Origin of the sequence: Cedecea sp. VD22, assembly GCF_037150195.1 — a bacterium.
Lineage (GTDB): Bacteria > Pseudomonadota > Gammaproteobacteria > Enterobacterales > Enterobacteriaceae > Cedecea.
This window is the reverse complement of record NZ_JBBCPX010000001.1, coordinates 23,316-37,276: the sequence shown is the minus strand read 5'-3', so window position 1 is coordinate 37,276 and position 13,961 is coordinate 23,316. Positions and strand designations below refer to the sequence as shown.

General features: G+C 54.8%; 15 protein-coding genes. 5 read left to right on the top strand and 10 right to left on the bottom strand.

Annotated features, from left to right (window positions below; all coding sequences use genetic code 11):
- Positions 1-183 precede the first annotated feature (183 nt).
- Positions 184-1,332, bottom strand: a complete 1,149-nt coding sequence (gene cfa / locus WFK85_RS00195; RefSeq protein WP_166874760.1) for a cyclopropane fatty acyl phospholipid synthase — start codon at positions 1,330-1,332, stop codon at positions 184-186.
- Positions 1,333-1,628: 296 nt separating this feature from the next.
- A complete protein-coding gene (gene punC / locus WFK85_RS00190) occupies positions 1,629-2,831 on the bottom strand; it encodes a purine nucleoside transporter PunC (protein WP_336708106.1) in 1,203 nt (400 codons plus the stop codon).
- Between the two features lie 114 nt (positions 2,832-2,945).
- Between punC and punR the strand changes: the two genes are divergently transcribed.
- Positions 2,946-3,884, top strand: a complete 939-nt coding sequence (punR, locus tag WFK85_RS00185; protein WP_166994117.1) for a DNA-binding transcriptional activator PunR — start codon at positions 2,946-2,948, stop codon at positions 3,882-3,884.
- Here punR and purR read toward each other — a convergent pair.
- The gene (purR, locus tag WFK85_RS00180) at positions 3,881-4,906 is read right to left on the bottom strand and encodes an HTH-type transcriptional repressor PurR (RefSeq protein WP_166994119.1); all 1,026 of its coding nucleotides are present in this window, start codon (positions 4,904-4,906) and stop codon (positions 3,881-3,883) included. The genes punR and purR overlap by 4 nt on opposite strands.
- 292 nt (positions 4,907-5,198) lie before the next feature.
- Here purR and cydH point away from each other — a divergent pair, with 292 nt between their 5' ends.
- Positions 5,199-5,288, top strand: coding sequence for a cytochrome bd-I oxidase subunit CydH (gene cydH / locus WFK85_RS00175; RefSeq protein ID WP_008456477.1), 90 nt, complete (start codon positions 5,199-5,201; stop codon positions 5,286-5,288).
- A gap of 82 nt (positions 5,289-5,370) precedes the next feature.
- Here the strand turns inward: cydH and sodB are convergent, their stop codons facing one another.
- Together sodB and WFK85_RS00165 are read right to left on the bottom strand one after the other, a co-directional pair.
- Positions 5,371-5,952 (bottom strand): superoxide dismutase [Fe], encoded by a 582-nt coding sequence (gene sodB, locus WFK85_RS00170; RefSeq protein ID WP_008456476.1) that lies wholly within the window; start codon positions 5,950-5,952, stop codon positions 5,371-5,373.
- 169 nt (positions 5,953-6,121) lie between these two features.
- The gene (locus WFK85_RS00165) at positions 6,122-6,967 is read right to left on the bottom strand and encodes an NlpC/P60 family protein (protein ID WP_166994121.1); all 846 of its coding nucleotides are present in this window, start codon (positions 6,965-6,967) and stop codon (positions 6,122-6,124) included.
- A 362-nt stretch (positions 6,968-7,329) separates the two neighbouring features.
- Here WFK85_RS00165 and WFK85_RS00160 point away from each other — a divergent pair, with 362 nt between their 5' ends.
- Entirely contained in the window at positions 7,330-7,674 is a 345-nt protein-coding gene (locus tag WFK85_RS00160) for a Grx4 family monothiol glutaredoxin (RefSeq protein WP_008456474.1), read from the top strand.
- Positions 7,675-7,715: 41 nt separating this feature from the next.
- On the opposite strand, the gene rnt is transcribed toward WFK85_RS00160, so the two are convergent.
- From rnt to eptA, 5 genes are all read right to left on the bottom strand, one after another.
- On the bottom strand, positions 7,716-8,375 hold the full coding sequence (rnt, locus tag WFK85_RS00155; protein WP_008456473.1) for a ribonuclease T: 660 nt from the start codon (positions 8,373-8,375) through the stop codon (positions 7,716-7,718).
- Positions 8,376-8,650: 275 nt separating this feature from the next.
- Positions 8,651-9,058 (bottom strand): lactoylglutathione lyase, encoded by a 408-nt coding sequence (gene gloA / locus WFK85_RS00150; RefSeq protein WP_039292495.1) that lies wholly within the window; start codon positions 9,056-9,058, stop codon positions 8,651-8,653.
- An 88-nt stretch (positions 9,059-9,146) separates the two neighbouring features.
- Positions 9,147-10,244, bottom strand: a complete 1,098-nt coding sequence (locus WFK85_RS00145; RefSeq protein WP_336709536.1) for an alkene reductase — start codon at positions 10,242-10,244, stop codon at positions 9,147-9,149.
- Between the two features lie 53 nt (positions 10,245-10,297).
- Positions 10,298-10,897 carry a TetR/AcrR family transcriptional regulator gene (locus WFK85_RS00140; protein ID WP_008456467.1) on the bottom strand — a complete coding sequence of 200 codons (600 nt, stop codon included), beginning with the start codon at positions 10,895-10,897 and terminating at the stop codon, positions 10,298-10,300.
- A gap of 71 nt (positions 10,898-10,968) precedes the next feature.
- Positions 10,969-12,597 (bottom strand): phosphoethanolamine transferase EptA, encoded by a 1,629-nt coding sequence (gene eptA, locus WFK85_RS00135; protein WP_336709534.1) that lies wholly within the window; start codon positions 12,595-12,597, stop codon positions 10,969-10,971.
- A gap of 167 nt (positions 12,598-12,764) precedes the next feature.
- On the opposite strand from eptA, the gene WFK85_RS00130 reads away from it, so the two are divergent.
- On the top strand, positions 12,765-13,004 hold the full coding sequence (locus WFK85_RS00130) for a DUF1289 domain-containing protein (RefSeq protein WP_008456463.1): 240 nt from the start codon (positions 12,765-12,767) through the stop codon (positions 13,002-13,004).
- Between the two features lie 57 nt (positions 13,005-13,061).
- Positions 13,062-13,958 carry an aldo/keto reductase gene (locus WFK85_RS00125; protein WP_008456461.1) on the top strand — a complete coding sequence of 299 codons (897 nt, stop codon included), beginning with the start codon at positions 13,062-13,064 and terminating at the stop codon, positions 13,956-13,958.
- The last annotated feature ends 3 nt before the right edge of the window (positions 13,959-13,961 follow it).

The following is a 13,961-nucleotide window of genomic DNA, read 5'->3' as shown; positions in this document are numbered from 1 at the left end:
TTGATGCGGCTAATGCCCAGATTGTCTGTGATTGATGAAACCGGTTTCCATCCCAGGAAATGATATCTGTTAAGCAGATCAAGCCGCTAAGCGCAGGCAGGGCTAAACCTGTGAGGTTAATCACATTGGTGCGCAAAGAGAGACAATTGCAAAGAAGAAAACCCGGCATTCACCGGGTCTGTTTTAACGGGGTACGCGCAGGCCGTGCTCAATGCCCCGGCTGAAAACAACCTGCCAGAGCTGAATGTCGCGCGCACGGAAAGCGCCGGCGCAGGCATTCAGGTAGTAGCTAAACATCCTTTTAAAGCGCTCAGAATAGTTGCCTTCGATTTCTGACCAGGTTGCCAGAAAACGCTCGTGCCAGGCCATCAGCGTTTTGTCATAGTCGGCGCCGAAGTTGTGCCAGTCTTCCATCACAAAATGCGGTTCGCTGGCGTCGGCAATCTGCCGCACCGACGGCAGGCAGCCATTAGGGAAAATGTACTTATTGATCCACGGATCGACATTATTGTCGGTCTTTTTAGAACCTATTGTGTGTAGCAGGAAAATGCCGTCCGGCTTGAGGTTGCGGTCGGCAACGTCAAAGTAGGTGGCATAATTTTTAGGCCCGACGTGCTCAAACATGCCGACGGAAACAATGCGGTCAAATTGTTCGTTCAGGTCGCGGTAGTCCTGTAAAAGGATGGTGACATCCAGGCCTTTGCAACGCGCCTGCGCCATTTTTTGCTGTTCTGCTGAGATAGTCACACCAAAGACGGATACGCCATAGTTGCGTGCTGCAAACTCGGCCAGACCGCCCCAGCCGCAGCCGATATCCAGCAGCTTCATACCGGGTTTCAGCTGCAGCTTTTCGCAGATCATTTTGAGCTTGGCATCCTGAGCGTCGCTGAGATTTGTCGCGTCTTTCCAGTAACCGCAGGAGTATTGCATGTGCTTGTCCAGCATTCGGCTGAACAGATCGTTGCCAAGATCGTAATGCTCTTTCCCGACTATCCATGCGCGTTTTTTAGACTGCAGGTTAACCAGTCTTGCCGCCGCAATGCGCAGGGTATCTTTGAAATGGTGGGGGAGTTGGTTTTCCAGCCCGGCACGCAGGACTTTAGTGAAAAATATATCCAGCCGTTCGCATTCCCACCAGCCGTCCATATAGCTTTCGCCAAGGCCGAGAGAACCTTCCTGCAGAACGCGTTTAAAAAAGTTCGGGTTTTTGACCTGAATATCAAAGGGGTTTGGGCCGTTGAGGGTGATACCTGCCCGGCTCAGCATTTCATTTGCGATACGATACCATTCGTTATCTCGTACGCTCACTTCTTCTATACACGATGAACTCATAGCTTCTCCATCACCTTGTTGTGATCAGAACCTTAAAACAGCGTAGACGCTATTCCCGGCTTGTGAGAACTCTCACGGAAAATTCCGCGTGCCTGATATCCGACGTAGAACAGAGAAAGGGGGGATTCTCCCTTACTGAAAGGCCATCCATGGAAAAACGGAAGCGCTCCGGCTTCCGCAAAATAAAATTGATAAGGCTTATCGTAGAACCGCAATTACTATAAGCCCGTTTAATTGAGGGTTCAATGGAATATTGTTAGCAAGCTAATCACACAACATTCACATTATCATGCAGGTTACTGTGCGCGGGACAGCTCGCTGTGGCCCTTGTTGGGTGCTTCGCGTTGGGCCGCGTGTTGCAGGGCATAGCCCAGACCAGCAAGCAGGACTGTCGCCAGCATCACACTGGTGGTGGTCAGCAGCGGCGTAGTGACCAGCCAGGAAACCATTAAGCTTGCCAGGAAGCAAAGCCCAAGCTGCAGGGTGTTTTGCAGGGCTGCGGCTTTCCCGGTTGCCTGCGGGAAAGGCAGCAGGGCCGAGGACACCACGATAGGGTAGATGGCGCCGTTCGCCGCAGCCATCACGCAGAACGGAATAAGCAGCAGCGTCAGATCAGCATGGCCGCTCACCGCCACGCCCCAGGTGGCGACCACGCTCAGGGTATACAGCGCCAGCAGCCACGGAAGTAGCTGTTTGCCACTCCACTTTTGCAGCGCGCTGCGGCAGCCATAGCCACCAACCAGGAAAGCGACAGTCTGCGGCATGTAGCTCAGGCCAATCGCCGCGGGGCTGTAGCCCATTTCATTCAGAATAAATGGCGAGCCGGTAAGCCAGGCGAAAAAGCTGGCGGAACAGGCGGCGTAAATCAGCACGTTGCCACCGTAAACGCGGGAACGTAATAAAGAGAAGAAGCTGACTTTATTGTCTTCGGTTTGCCCGTGGTGCTGAGTCCGGGGCTTGAGGCGCAGCGTGGGGATCATCAGCAGCAAAGCGACGGCGAACAGCACGGCAAAAATAGCCTGCCATTCAAAATGGTTCAGCAGCCAACTGCCGAGCAGCGGGGCCAGCGCCGGAGAAAGCCCGACCAGCGGCATGATGGTGGCAAAAATGCGGCCAGCGCGGTTGGCGGGATAATAATCAGTCACCAGGGCCTGCCAGCTAACGGCGGCTGAGCAAACGCCCACGGCCTGAATAAAGCGCAGTACCAGCAGCGTGGTGGCATCCTGCACCCAAAGCATTCCGATACAGCCGGCGGCAAACATGGCCAGGCCAATCAACAGCACAGGTTTACGCCCGAAGCGGTCGGAAAGCGGGCCCCAGATTAGCTGGGCAAAAGCAAAGCCGGCGAGGAACAGGCTCAGGCTGGCACTCACGGCGGAGGCGGTGGTCCCCAGATCTTGTTGAATGGCGGCAAAGGCGGGCAGGTACATGTCGGTGGCCAGGAAACCCAGCACGCTCAGCCCCGCAAGCCAGATAAGAAATCCCTTTGATGGTTGCATATTTCACTCTTGATTTTGATAGCAGGTTAACGGGGCAGGAGTCTACGGAGTGCAAAACCGCTTGTGAAACGCTAATATTTGCAAATTGCATTCAAATTTTTTGCAGGCAGAAATATGTGGTCTGAATATTCGCTTGAAGTGGTTGATGCCGTGGCGCGAAACGGCAGCTTTAGCGGTGCAGCCCAGGAGCTGCATCGCGTGCCTTCTGCCATCAGCTACACGGTGCGTCAGCTTGAAGAGTGGCTGGCCGTGCCGCTGTTTGAACGGCGTCATCGGGACGTTGAACTGACCGCCGCCGGGGCGTTTTTTCTCAAAGAAGGTCGGTCTGTTATCAAAAAAATGATGGCAACGCGCCAGCAGTGCCAGCAGATAGCCAACGGCTGGCGTGGGCACCTGTCCATTGCGGTAGACAATATCGTTAAACCTGAGCGTACTCGCCAGCTGGTGCTGGATTTTTATCGTCATTTCCCGGATATCGAGTTAAGGGTTTCCCAGGAAGTGTTCAACGGCGTGTGGGATGCGCTTGCCGACGGGCGAGTTGAGGCGGCGATTGGCGCCACGCAGGCTATCCCGGTCGGGGGGCGTTACGCTTTTCGGGACATGGGGGCGCTAAGCTGGCGCTGCGTGGTTTCCGCTGACCATCCGCTTGCGCAACGGGAAGGTATCATTCTGGATGATGACATTCGTCCCTGGCCATCCCTTGTGCTGGAAGATACATCCCGTTCGTTACCCAAGCGCATTACCTGGCTGCTGGACAACCAACGCCGCGTGGTGGTGCCGGACTGGGCGTCGGGGGCGGATTGCCTGACGGCGGGATTATGCATTGGTATGGTGCCGACGCACATTGCCCAGCCGTGGCTCGTCAGGGGCGACTGGAAAGAGCTGATGCTGGAGAATCCATTCCCGGACGCGGCCTGCTGCTTAACCTGGCGGCAGGATGATGCTTCGCCCGCTTTGAGCTGGCTGCTGGACTATTTGGGTGACAGTGAGACGATGAATCAGGAGTGGCTGCAGGAGCCGGGTAACACATTCCCGGCCCCCGAAGAGGCTTAGCGGCGGTAATCGCGGAACGGGCCGTCGGCAACCGAGCGGCGTTCAATCAGACGAGGATGGACTTCAATCGTCTGCGACTGTTCGCGCTTATTAATGATGCGGTCGAGCAGCATGTTAAACGCTGTTTCGCCCAAACGCTCTTTCGGCTGGTGGATTGTGGTCAGCGCTGGAGAGAAATAGCGGGCGTTGCGCACGTTGTCGTAGCCGATGATAGAAATGTCCTGCGGCACGCGCAGCCCCATTTCGTCTGCGGCGCAAATTGCACCCATCGCCATAATATCGCCGCCGCAGAAAACGGCGGTAGGGCGATGCGGCTGGTTAAGCAGTTGCTGCATGGCGCGATAACCAGACTCTGGTTCGAAATCACCCTGAACCACCCAGTTATCCGGCACTTTGATATTGGCTTCTTCAAGCGCCTTCAGGAACCCTGCATGGCGGCCGCCGCCGGTATTTCGCTCCAGCTGACCCGGAATAGCACCGATATCGCGATGGCCACGTTCAATCAGGTAGCGGCCCGCAAGGTAGCCGCCGTGGAAGGCATTATCGACCACGGAATCGGTAAAGTCCGCACGAGCTTCGCCCCAGTCCATCACCACCATCGGAATATGGCGGTACTCTTCCAGGGTTGAAAGCAGCGTCTCAGGGTATTCGGAACACATGACCAGCAGCCCATCCACGCGTTTTTGCGCCATCATGGACAGGTAAGCGCGCTGCTTTTCAAAGTTGTTGTGCGCGTTGCCCAGAATCAGGGTGTAGCCCTTGGCGAAACAGCTGTTCTCAACGGATTCAATAATTTCCGCAAAATAAGGGGCTTCGCTTGAGGTGGCAAGCAGGCCGATGGATTTGGTGTGGTTGACCTTCAGGCTGCGAGCCACGGCGCTAGGCGAATAGTGCAGCTCTTTGATGGCTGCCCAGACGGCGTTGCGTGTCTCTTCCGCCACAAAACGGGTCTTGTTAATGACATGTGACACAGTGGTAGTGGAAACGTTTGCGCGCTTCGCTACGTCCTTAATCGTTGCCATTAGATGTCACTCCAGACCATATCGTAAACTCCTGATAACTCATGTGTTAAACGTTTGCCTTCGCTAACTCCTGGGGCAACACGTTGGTTGCAGGCCTGTCGGGGATGCGACATACAGCGGGAGGAGGGCGTTGCCGGGCGATACGCGGTAAATTAGCGAAGGATTTTGGCTTATCCCGGGGCAAAGTGGAAGAGGGAAAACCGATATCTGTGCAAATCCAGCAGGATTTTTATCGCTAATTGTGGGAAAATCACCCCACATACACTTTGTAGGGAAATAAAAGGAGCTTACGATGAGTACCGATCTGAAGTTTTCCGTGGTGACTACGGTTATCGTACTGAGTCTGATTGTTGCCGGGGCGCTAACCGCCGTCCTGCACTGATTTACAAAGGGCCGCTTTCGCGGCCCTTCTCGTATATAGAAGAAAAGCGTTGCTTCCCTCCTTCATGGTTAACCGCTAAAAATCAACCCGCCAGGTTTTGCGCAACAAATTCCCAGTTGACCAGCGCCCAGAAGTGGTCGAGATAAACCGGGCGCGCGTTGCGGTAATCGATGTAGTAAGCATGTTCCCATACGTCCACGGTCAGCAGCGGTTTTGCTCCGGTTGTTAACGGGGTGCCTGCGTTAGAGGTCGAGACGATAGCCAGGCTGCCGTCGCTATTTTTCACCAGCCATGTCCAGCCGGAGCCGAAGTTTTTGATGGCCGCTTCGGTGAACTGCTTTTTAAAGGCTTCCACGCTGCCAAAAGCGTGGTTGATGGCTGCCAGCACGTCACCGGTCGGCTCCCCGCCGGCATTCGGCGCCAGGCAGTGCCAGTAGAACGTATGGTTCCAGACCTGGGCCGCGTTATTGAAGATCCCGCCGTCAGATCCTGTCACGATCTCTTCCAGCGTTTTACCTTCAAACGGGCTGCCTTTGATCAGATTATTCAGGTTAGTGACGTAGGTCTGGTGGTGTTTGCCGTAATGGTATTCGAGTGTTTCGGCTGAGATATGCGGTGCCAGCGCATCTTTGGCATAGGGCAGGGCGGGTAGTTCGAACGACATGGCTTCACTCCTTGTTATTTTGCTTCACAATATAACTACATTTTGTGTGGTTATAAGGTTAGCAAATTACGAGAGTGCAAAAAAGCGCAATGAAACAACAAAATAAAACAGCCCGTGCCGGGCTGTTTTATTTTAATCAGTCTGATTAGCCCGAAAGGGCGCGATAAGATTAACGAATAGTTTTTGGCGTCATGACCCGGCGGGCGCCCACGTAATGGCGCTGCCAGTAATCTTCGCTCAGGGAGGTGATCTGAATATCGCGGCCGCTGCGCGGGGACTGAATAAACTTCCCGTTGCCAACGTAGACGCCAACGTGATCGGCGGTGCCACGGCCCTGGGTACGGAAGAACACCAGATCACCGCTTTCCAGTTCGCCGCGGTCAACGGAGGAGGCATCGCGCAGGTGATACATTTCATTGGCGGTGCGTGGAATACGGATATTTACCAGATCTTTATAAGCGTAATAAATCAGCCCGCTGCAGTCGAAACCTGTGCGTGGGGAAGTACCTCCCCAGCGATACGGTTTTCCAATTTGCCCCATCAGCTTGTTCATGGCCGTTTTTTGCGCTTTCTGCACGCGCACTTTATGCGCCTGCGCGATGGTCAGATTTTTTTCCGACTTCACCTTAACGCACTGCTTTTTATGCCCTTTACGATGAGTGCATTTTTCAGTGTAGGCAACGGTGGCTGAGGCTGGCTGTAGGGCTAATTTCTGCGAGGTTTTTTTGCTGCTAGTTTTAGCGAGGGTGCTGCTTTTGCCTGAGGTGGTGTGTTTTGCCACTTTGGCTTTCGCCGGTGAGGTTGTTTTTTTACCGGACTTCTTTGTGGAGGCTGTGCTGACCTTCGGTTTTGCTTTCTCTTTGCCCTTGTTGCTTTTACTGGTTGTTGTCTTGGCCGGATGGCCTTTTTGTGCAACAGGATGGCGGGCGTGCTCGGACGCCTGCGCCAAAGGTGTATAGGGCAAAGCAAATAGCAGAGCACATAGCGTGATAGAGATTTTATTTATCCGCGCCACTCGTCAATCCCCTGATAAATGAAGACACGATGCTAACCATCATGCCTGCGTATGATTTTTGCGAAACCCGACGATTCTAATGCATAAAAGCCGATAATGTTAATAGGCAAATACTATTTAACGGTCAAAAGTGGAAGCTATAGCTAAAAAATTAGCCATTCCAGGGTGTTATCCGCTGTTTAATTGATCTTGAATGAAGCAAATTGCTCATTTTCGCGCGCCGTAAAAGTGTTATTCTTAAGGTATGTTTGCGCGCCAGGCGGGGGAAAGAGAAACCCTGATAAAAATGGTGTTTTCTGCCCGGGGCGCAACTGGCTACAATGGCAGGCTATTGCCGTATCAAGGTTTGAGGAAGCATGACAATGAGCACTATTGAAAAAATTCAACGCCAGATCGCTGAGAACCCGATTCTTCTCTATATGAAAGGTTCCCCGAAGCTGCCGAGCTGCGGCTTCTCCGCTCAGGCCGTTCAGGCGCTGTCCGCCTGCGGTGAGCGTTTCGCCTATGTGGATATTCTGCAGAACCCGGACATTCGTGCTGAGCTGCCAAAATACGCTAACTGGCCAACGTTCCCGCAGCTGTGGGTGGACGGTGAGCTGGTCGGCGGCTGCGACATCATCATCGAGATGTACCAGCGCGGCGAACTGCAGGCGCTGATTAAAGAGACCGCAGAGAAGCATAAATCTGAAGAGCCAGGCGCAGAATAATTTCGCCAGCCAGTAAAAAAGCGACCCTAAGGTCGCTTTTTTTATGCTTCAGATTCCGGTTCGTCGGCCAGCGGCAGCGGCCAGCCGCCGAGGCGCTTCCAACGGTTGACGATTTCGCAGAACAGCAGGGCGGTTTGCTCGGTGTCGTACAGGGCGGAGTGGGCCTGCGAGCTGTCAAACTTCTGGCCTGCGGCGATGCAGGCTTTGGCCAGCACGGTTTGCCCCAGTACGAGGCCGCTCAGGGCCGCGGTATCAAACGTCACAAACGGGTGGAACGGGTTGCGTTTCAAAGAGGCTCGCTCTGCCGCCGCCATCATAAAGCTGTGGTCGAACGTGGCGTTGTGCGCCACCATAATCGCCCGGCTGCAGCCGCTGTCTTTAATGCCTTTTCGCACGGTTTTGAAAATCGCGTGCAGGGCATCGTATTCGCTGACGGCACCACGCAGGGGGTTATGCGGGTCAATACCGTTGAACGCCAGGGCTTCAGGCTGCAGGTTCGCGCCCTCAAACGGATCGACATGGAAGTGCAGCGTTTCGTCGGGGGATAACCAGCCGTCTTCATCCATCTTCAGGGTAACGGCGGCGATTTCCAGTAACGCATCGGTTTTAGCGTTAAAACCTGCGGTTTCAACGTCGATCACTACCGGATAAAAACCACGAAAACGGTCGCACAGGCCATGCAATTGCGTGTTGTCTGACATCAGCTTCTCTTAATACGGGGAAAATGCAGCGCGCATTATGGCAAATTTCGGGGAGTGTTGCAGTAAAGGCCGCACAACGTGCGCCTTCAGGGTGTGGATAACTCCCCAATAATAGGAGAGGAGGCCCGAAGTCATTATGAAATAAACCAGAAAAATCAATTCATTGATTTTCATCTGTTAACCACAAAGAGGGAAAAACCACGCTTTTTCCCTCTTTAATTAGCAACAATCAGGGCGCACAACACGCCCCTTGTTTGACGCTAATCGCCTGAAAATCAGTTACCCAGGCCTTTGCCCGCGTGCTTCTCTTCGATCAGCTCGATTTTGTAACCGTCCGGATCTTCAACAAAAGCGATAACGGTGGTGCCGCCTTTTACCGGGCCGGCTTCACGGGTCACGTTGCCGCCGTTATTGCGAATGCGTTCACAGGCGTCTGCGGCGTTATCCACGCTCAGCGCGATGTGGCCGTAAGCGGTGCCCAGCTCATAGCTGTCCACGCCCCAGTTATAGGTCAGTTCGATAACCGCCGTGTCGCTTTCATCGCCATAGCCGACAAACGCGAGAGAGTATTTGTACTCGGTGTTTTCGCTGGTACGCAGCAGTTTCATGCCCAGCACTTTGGTATAAAACTCGATGGAGCGTTGCAGGTCGCCAACGCGCAGCATGGTATGAAGTAGACGCATAAAATCCTCGTCGAATGAGACAGTTATTTCTGGAGTCGTTGAGTATAGCGGCGTTTGCGCGCCGCTATCAATGAAAGGTACTGCGGAGTTACAGCGTTGGGTAGTCGGTGTAGCCTTCCGCGCCGCCGCCATAGAAGGACTCAGGGCGCTGTGGGTTCAGCTCGGCATTTTTGTGCAGACGAGCCACCAGGTCCGGGTTAGCGATGAAGGAACGACCAAACGCGACGGCGTCGATCAGGCCTTTGCCGATTAGATCTTCTGCTTTCTCTGGGGTATAAGCACCTGCACCAACGATCACGCCGCTAAAACGCTCACGGACTTTGGCACGGAATGCTTCGGTGTACGGTTCGCCACCCGCCCAGTCCGGCTCGGACATGTGCAGATAGGCAATGCCACGTTTACCCAGCTCTTCAATCAGGTACAGCGCGTCAGATTCTTCGTTCGGGCCGTTGTCCACGTTCTGGAACGAACCGATTGGGGATACGCGGATCCCGATGCGATCGGCGCCCCATTCTTTGATCCCGGCATCAACCACTTCCAGCACCAGGCGAGCGCGGTTTTCGCGGCTGCCGCCATATTCGTCGGTACGGTGGTTAGAAGAAGGAGACAGGAACTGGTGCAGCAGATAGCCGTGGGCAGAGTGCAGCTCAACCAGGTCAAAACCGGCGTCACGTGCATTGCCAATTGCCTGGCGGAAGTCATCCACGATGCCCGGAATTTCGTTCAGATCCAGCGCGCGAGGCATGGAAGTATCTTCGCGAACGGCGTTGCCGTTTTCGTCACGCAGGGAAGTACGGGTCCCGGCACTCAGCGCGGAAGGCGCGACCGGAGCCTGCTGGCCTGGCTGGAGGGTAAAGTGGGAAATACGGCCGGTGTGCCACAACTGCACCGCCATGTGGCCTTTTTCAGCGTGCACGCCAGCGGTGATTTTTTTCCACGCGGCGATTTGCTCTTCGCTGTGCAGGCCCGGAGCGCCGGCGTAGCCTTTAGCCTGGGCGGACATCTGGGTTGCTTCGCTGATGATAAGCCCGGCGCTGGCGCGCTGGCGGTAATATTCGCCCATCAGCGGGGTTGGGATATCGCCTGGCTCAATACTGCGCAGGCGCGTCAGCGGAGCCATAAAGATACGGTTTGGTACGGTAATAGCGCCAACTTTGAGCGGCGTAAACAGTTTATCTGCTGACATGGTGTTTCCTCAAGTAGACCGGTCGTCTAGTAATTCAGTAAATAAAAAACCTGTCAGGCGACAGGTTCTGCCAATAGGATTCTTACGTGTGCCAGCGCGCTTTCCAGCGGCAGCGCGCTGCGGGAAATTTTTGCCTGCAGGCTGGCGCCTACCCACAGCGAGTACAGCACCATGGCCTGCTCGAGCGCTTCGCCTTCAAAGCGCAGGCTTTTTTCGCTGCGGCCTTTCTCCAGAGCATCAGCAAGCAGAGAGATTAGCTGCGAGCCGCCGTTATTCAGCGCGCCGCGCATATCTTCCGAAAGATCACAGACTTCTGCTGAAAGTTTCACTATCAGACAGTTACTCAGGTTTCCGCTCTGGCAGAAGTAGCTCAGCATATCCTGGTACCACTTCAGCAGGCGCTGGCGATAATTGCCTTCGCCGTGCGAAAAGTGTTCCGCCACGCGCAGATTAGAAGCCTGGTAATAGCGCTCCAGCATTGCCACGCCAAACGCTTCTTTTGAGCGGAAGTAGTGGTAGAAAGAGCCTTTGGGCACTTCTGCGGTGCGCAACAATTCGCTTAACCCCATGCCGGTAAAGCCCCGGGCAAGGCACAGCCGCTCGCCAATGGCGAGGAGATGTTCGCGAGTGTCGTGTTCAGGATGTCGATTCATGCGCTCAAATGTAGTAGACCAGTCAGTCTAATGCAAGAGGGAGCGGCCACTTTTTTGTGATCGCCATCCCATTAGCGCCTGCGGCAGTCGGCAAGAATATCCGTATCTTTTTGATAAACCGAGGTATGAATATTCATCATGCCGAGCAGGGTTGAGAACAAATTGTCCTGGGACACGGCGTCGCTGGCGGCCTTATTGGCCAGGCACTCGCTGTCCAGCGCAAAGCTTCGCTGGTAATCCTGTGACAGCCAGAACAGCAGCGGGATATGTGTCTGCTGCGAAGGCGCGAGCATATACGGCGTACCGTGCAGGTAAATCCCGCTTTCCCCGAGAGATTCCCCGTGATCGGCCAGGTAAACCAGCGCCGTATTCAGTTTATCCTGATGCTGTTTCAGCTTGTCGATAGTGCGGCTCAGCACGTCGTCGGTGTGCAGGATAGTATTGTCGTAGGTGTTAATCAGCGCCTGGCGGTCACAGTCCTGAATTTGATTACTGTCGCAGGTGGGGATGAAGTGGCGAAAGCTGGCCGGATAGCGCTGGTAATAAGCCGGCCCGTGGCTGCCCATCAGATGCAGCACCAGGACGGTATCCCGCTGCAGGCCGTCGAGAACATTGTCCTGGCGGTGGAGCAGCACATCGTCAAAGCAGGCGCCGTCTTTGCAGTAAACGTCCAGCTTCCACTGGGTCATATCCGTATGCGGAACACGGTCGCAGGCGCCTTTGCAGCCGCCGTCGTTATCCCGCCACAGCACGTTCACGCCGCCGTGGGCTAATACGTCCAGCAGGCCTTCCTGGTGCCGGGCGAGATCCGCATCGTAGGTTTTACGTGGCATCACTGAGAACATACAGGGCACAGAAACCGCGGTTTCCGTCCCGCAGGACGAGGCATTCTGGAAGTAAATCACTCCCTGTTTTTTGAGCTGAGGATTGGTCTCCCGCTCATAGCCGCCCAGCGAATAGTTCTCGGCTCTTGAGGCTTCACCGACGACCAACACCACCAGCGTTTTCTTCGGCTGCTGTTTAATCAGCGGGCCTCTTTGCGCGTCTTCGCCAATTTTAATCAGCGTCTGATCCCCGGCAAACCAGCGTTCTTTGCTGTAGCGGCTAATGGCACTGATGTAGTTTGCGGGCGTGACCATTTTCACCACGCTTTTATTGTTCCGGAACAGCGAAGCGTAGTCTTTGTAAAACACGGCGGCGATGAGGATTATCACCAGCAGTCCGGCGAGAATGCCGACCAGGCGAGTCAGCACGGTATGCCACCAGCGCGCCGGCTGAACCTTCACCAGGGAAAGCAACAGGGCGGGGATAATACCCAGCAAGGCCAGCCAGCTGACCAGCTGCGGCGTAACCAGCGCGGTGGCTTCCTGGGAATCTGTTTCAAACACGTTGGCCATCATGTTTTTATCAATGACGGCGCCGTAGGTGAACATAAAATAGTTGCTGGCAGCGCAGCCGATGACCAGCAGCACCAGCACGGGTTTGCGCAGCCAGGGCAGGTTCACCACGCTGAAAATCATTAGCCAGCCGCAGAACAGTACCACCGGCACCGAAGCGGCAAACAGCCAGCTATGGAGCGAGTCCGGGGCAATTAGCTGCCAGCTGCGGTGGATAAAAAGAGAATTGATCAGCGTAAAGAAAAATGCGCAGCAGAGGTTAAACTGCGCATCGTTACACTGTAACTTTTTTAAAAGGTTCATATAAGCCGTGAATACAAAACTGAATATGCGCTATCCTGGAGAGAGAAGATTAGTTGAACCTTAATTTTCAGCCGCTTTCAGTCGAGAGGCTATTTTTTAGCCGCCCCGCTTGCATCCGGGGCAGACTCAGGCTTCAATTGATGCAAAGTCGTTAATGAGGCGGGTTAGTGTCTGAGCAGCTAGAGTTCTTCCCCATTCAAAGCCCCTGCCGCGGGATCTGCCAGTCGGATGAACGCGGCTTTTGCCGTGGCTGTATGCGCAGCCGGGACGAGCGTTTCCAGTGGCAGCAAATGAGCGACGCCCAAAAGCAGGACGTGCTGCGCCTCTGCCGCCAGCGCTTATTGCGCAAGTTACGAGCAAACAAGCCAAATTCTCCTGAAGAACCTGAGCAGCCCTCACTGTTTTAATCATTCACCGCCGTTATACTCGGGGAAGATTTTTTCCTTTTTTGAGGTGATTTTTTTATGGTACAGCGTATTACGATTGCCCCGCAGGGCCCGGAGTTTTCACGCCTGGTGATGGGCTACTGGCGTTTGATGGAATGGAACATGTCCCCGCGCGAGCTGGCGAGCTTTATTGAAGAGCACGTTGAGATGGGGATCACCACGGCGGATCACGCCGATATTTACGGCGGGTACGCTTGTGAAGCGGCCTTTGGCGAAGCGATGCGTCTGGTGCCACATCTGCGCGGTAAAATGGAGATTGTCACCAAGTGCGGTATCGCCACCACCGCGAAGCCAGAAAATGCTCTTGGCCACTACATTACCGATCGCGATTACATCATCAGCAGTGCAGAAAGCTCGCTGAAAAAACTGGCCACCGACTATCTGGATTTGCTGCTGATCCACCGCCCGGACCCGCTGATGGACGCCGACGAAGTGGCGGAAGCCTTCACCGCGCTGCATCACAGCGGCAAGGTGCGCCATTTCGGCGTGTCTAACTTTACCCCGGCGCAGTTCTCCCTGCTGCAGTCTCGCCTGCCGTTCACCCTGGCAACAAACCAGGTTGAGCTTTCACCGGTGCACCAGCCGTTGCTGCTGGACGGCACGCTCGACCAGCTCCAGCAGCTGCGCATTCGTCCGATGGCGTGGTCCTGCCTTGGGGGCGGCCGTCTGTTTAACGACGATGAATTCCAGCCGCTGCGCGCCGAACTGCAGAAAGTGGCGGAAGAACTTGGGGCCGACACCATCGAACAGGTGGTTTATGCCTGGGTGATGCGCCTGCCATCTTCCCCGCTGCCGATCATCGGGTCTGGCAAAATCGAACGTGTGCGCTCTGCCATTCACTCGCTGTCTCTGGAGATGACTCGCCAGCAGTGGTTCCGCATTCGTAAGGCCGCGCTCGGCTACGACGTGCCTTAATCG

Bases quoted from the DNA above. Each gene is read 5' to 3' on its own strand.
- cfa (WP_166874760.1), bottom strand. From the start codon at position 1,332: ATGAGTTCATCGTGTATAGAAGAAGTGAGCGTACGAGATAACGAATGG.
- punC (WP_336708106.1), bottom strand. From the start codon at position 2,831: ATGCAACCATCAAAGGGATTTCTTATCTGGCTTGCGGGGCTGAGCGTG.
- punR (WP_166994117.1), top strand. From the start codon at position 2,946: ATGTGGTCTGAATATTCGCTTGAAGTGGTTGATGCCGTGGCGCGAAAC.
- purR (WP_166994119.1), bottom strand. From the start codon at position 4,906: ATGGCAACGATTAAGGACGTAGCGAAGCGCGCAAACGTTTCCACTACC.
- cydH (WP_008456477.1), top strand. From the start codon at position 5,199: ATGAGTACCGATCTGAAGTTTTCCGTGGTGACTACGGTTATCGTACTG.
- sodB (WP_008456476.1), bottom strand. From the start codon at position 5,952: ATGTCGTTCGAACTACCCGCCCTGCCCTATGCCAAAGATGCGCTGGCA.
- WFK85_RS00160 (WP_008456474.1), top strand. From the start codon at position 7,330: ATGAGCACTATTGAAAAAATTCAACGCCAGATCGCTGAGAACCCGATT.
- rnt (WP_008456473.1), bottom strand. From the start codon at position 8,375: ATGTCAGACAACACGCAATTGCATGGCCTGTGCGACCGTTTTCGTGGT.
- gloA (WP_039292495.1), bottom strand. From the start codon at position 9,058: ATGCGTCTACTTCATACCATGCTGCGCGTTGGCGACCTGCAACGCTCC.
- WFK85_RS00145 (WP_336709536.1), bottom strand. From the start codon at position 10,244: ATGTCAGCAGATAAACTGTTTACGCCGCTCAAAGTTGGCGCTATTACC.
- WFK85_RS00140 (WP_008456467.1), bottom strand. From the start codon at position 10,897: ATGAATCGACATCCTGAACACGACACTCGCGAACATCTCCTCGCCATT.
- eptA (WP_336709534.1), bottom strand. From the start codon at position 12,597: ATGAACCTTTTAAAAAAGTTACAGTGTAACGATGCGCAGTTTAACCTC.
- WFK85_RS00125 (WP_008456461.1), top strand. From the start codon at position 13,062: ATGGTACAGCGTATTACGATTGCCCCGCAGGGCCCGGAGTTTTCACGC.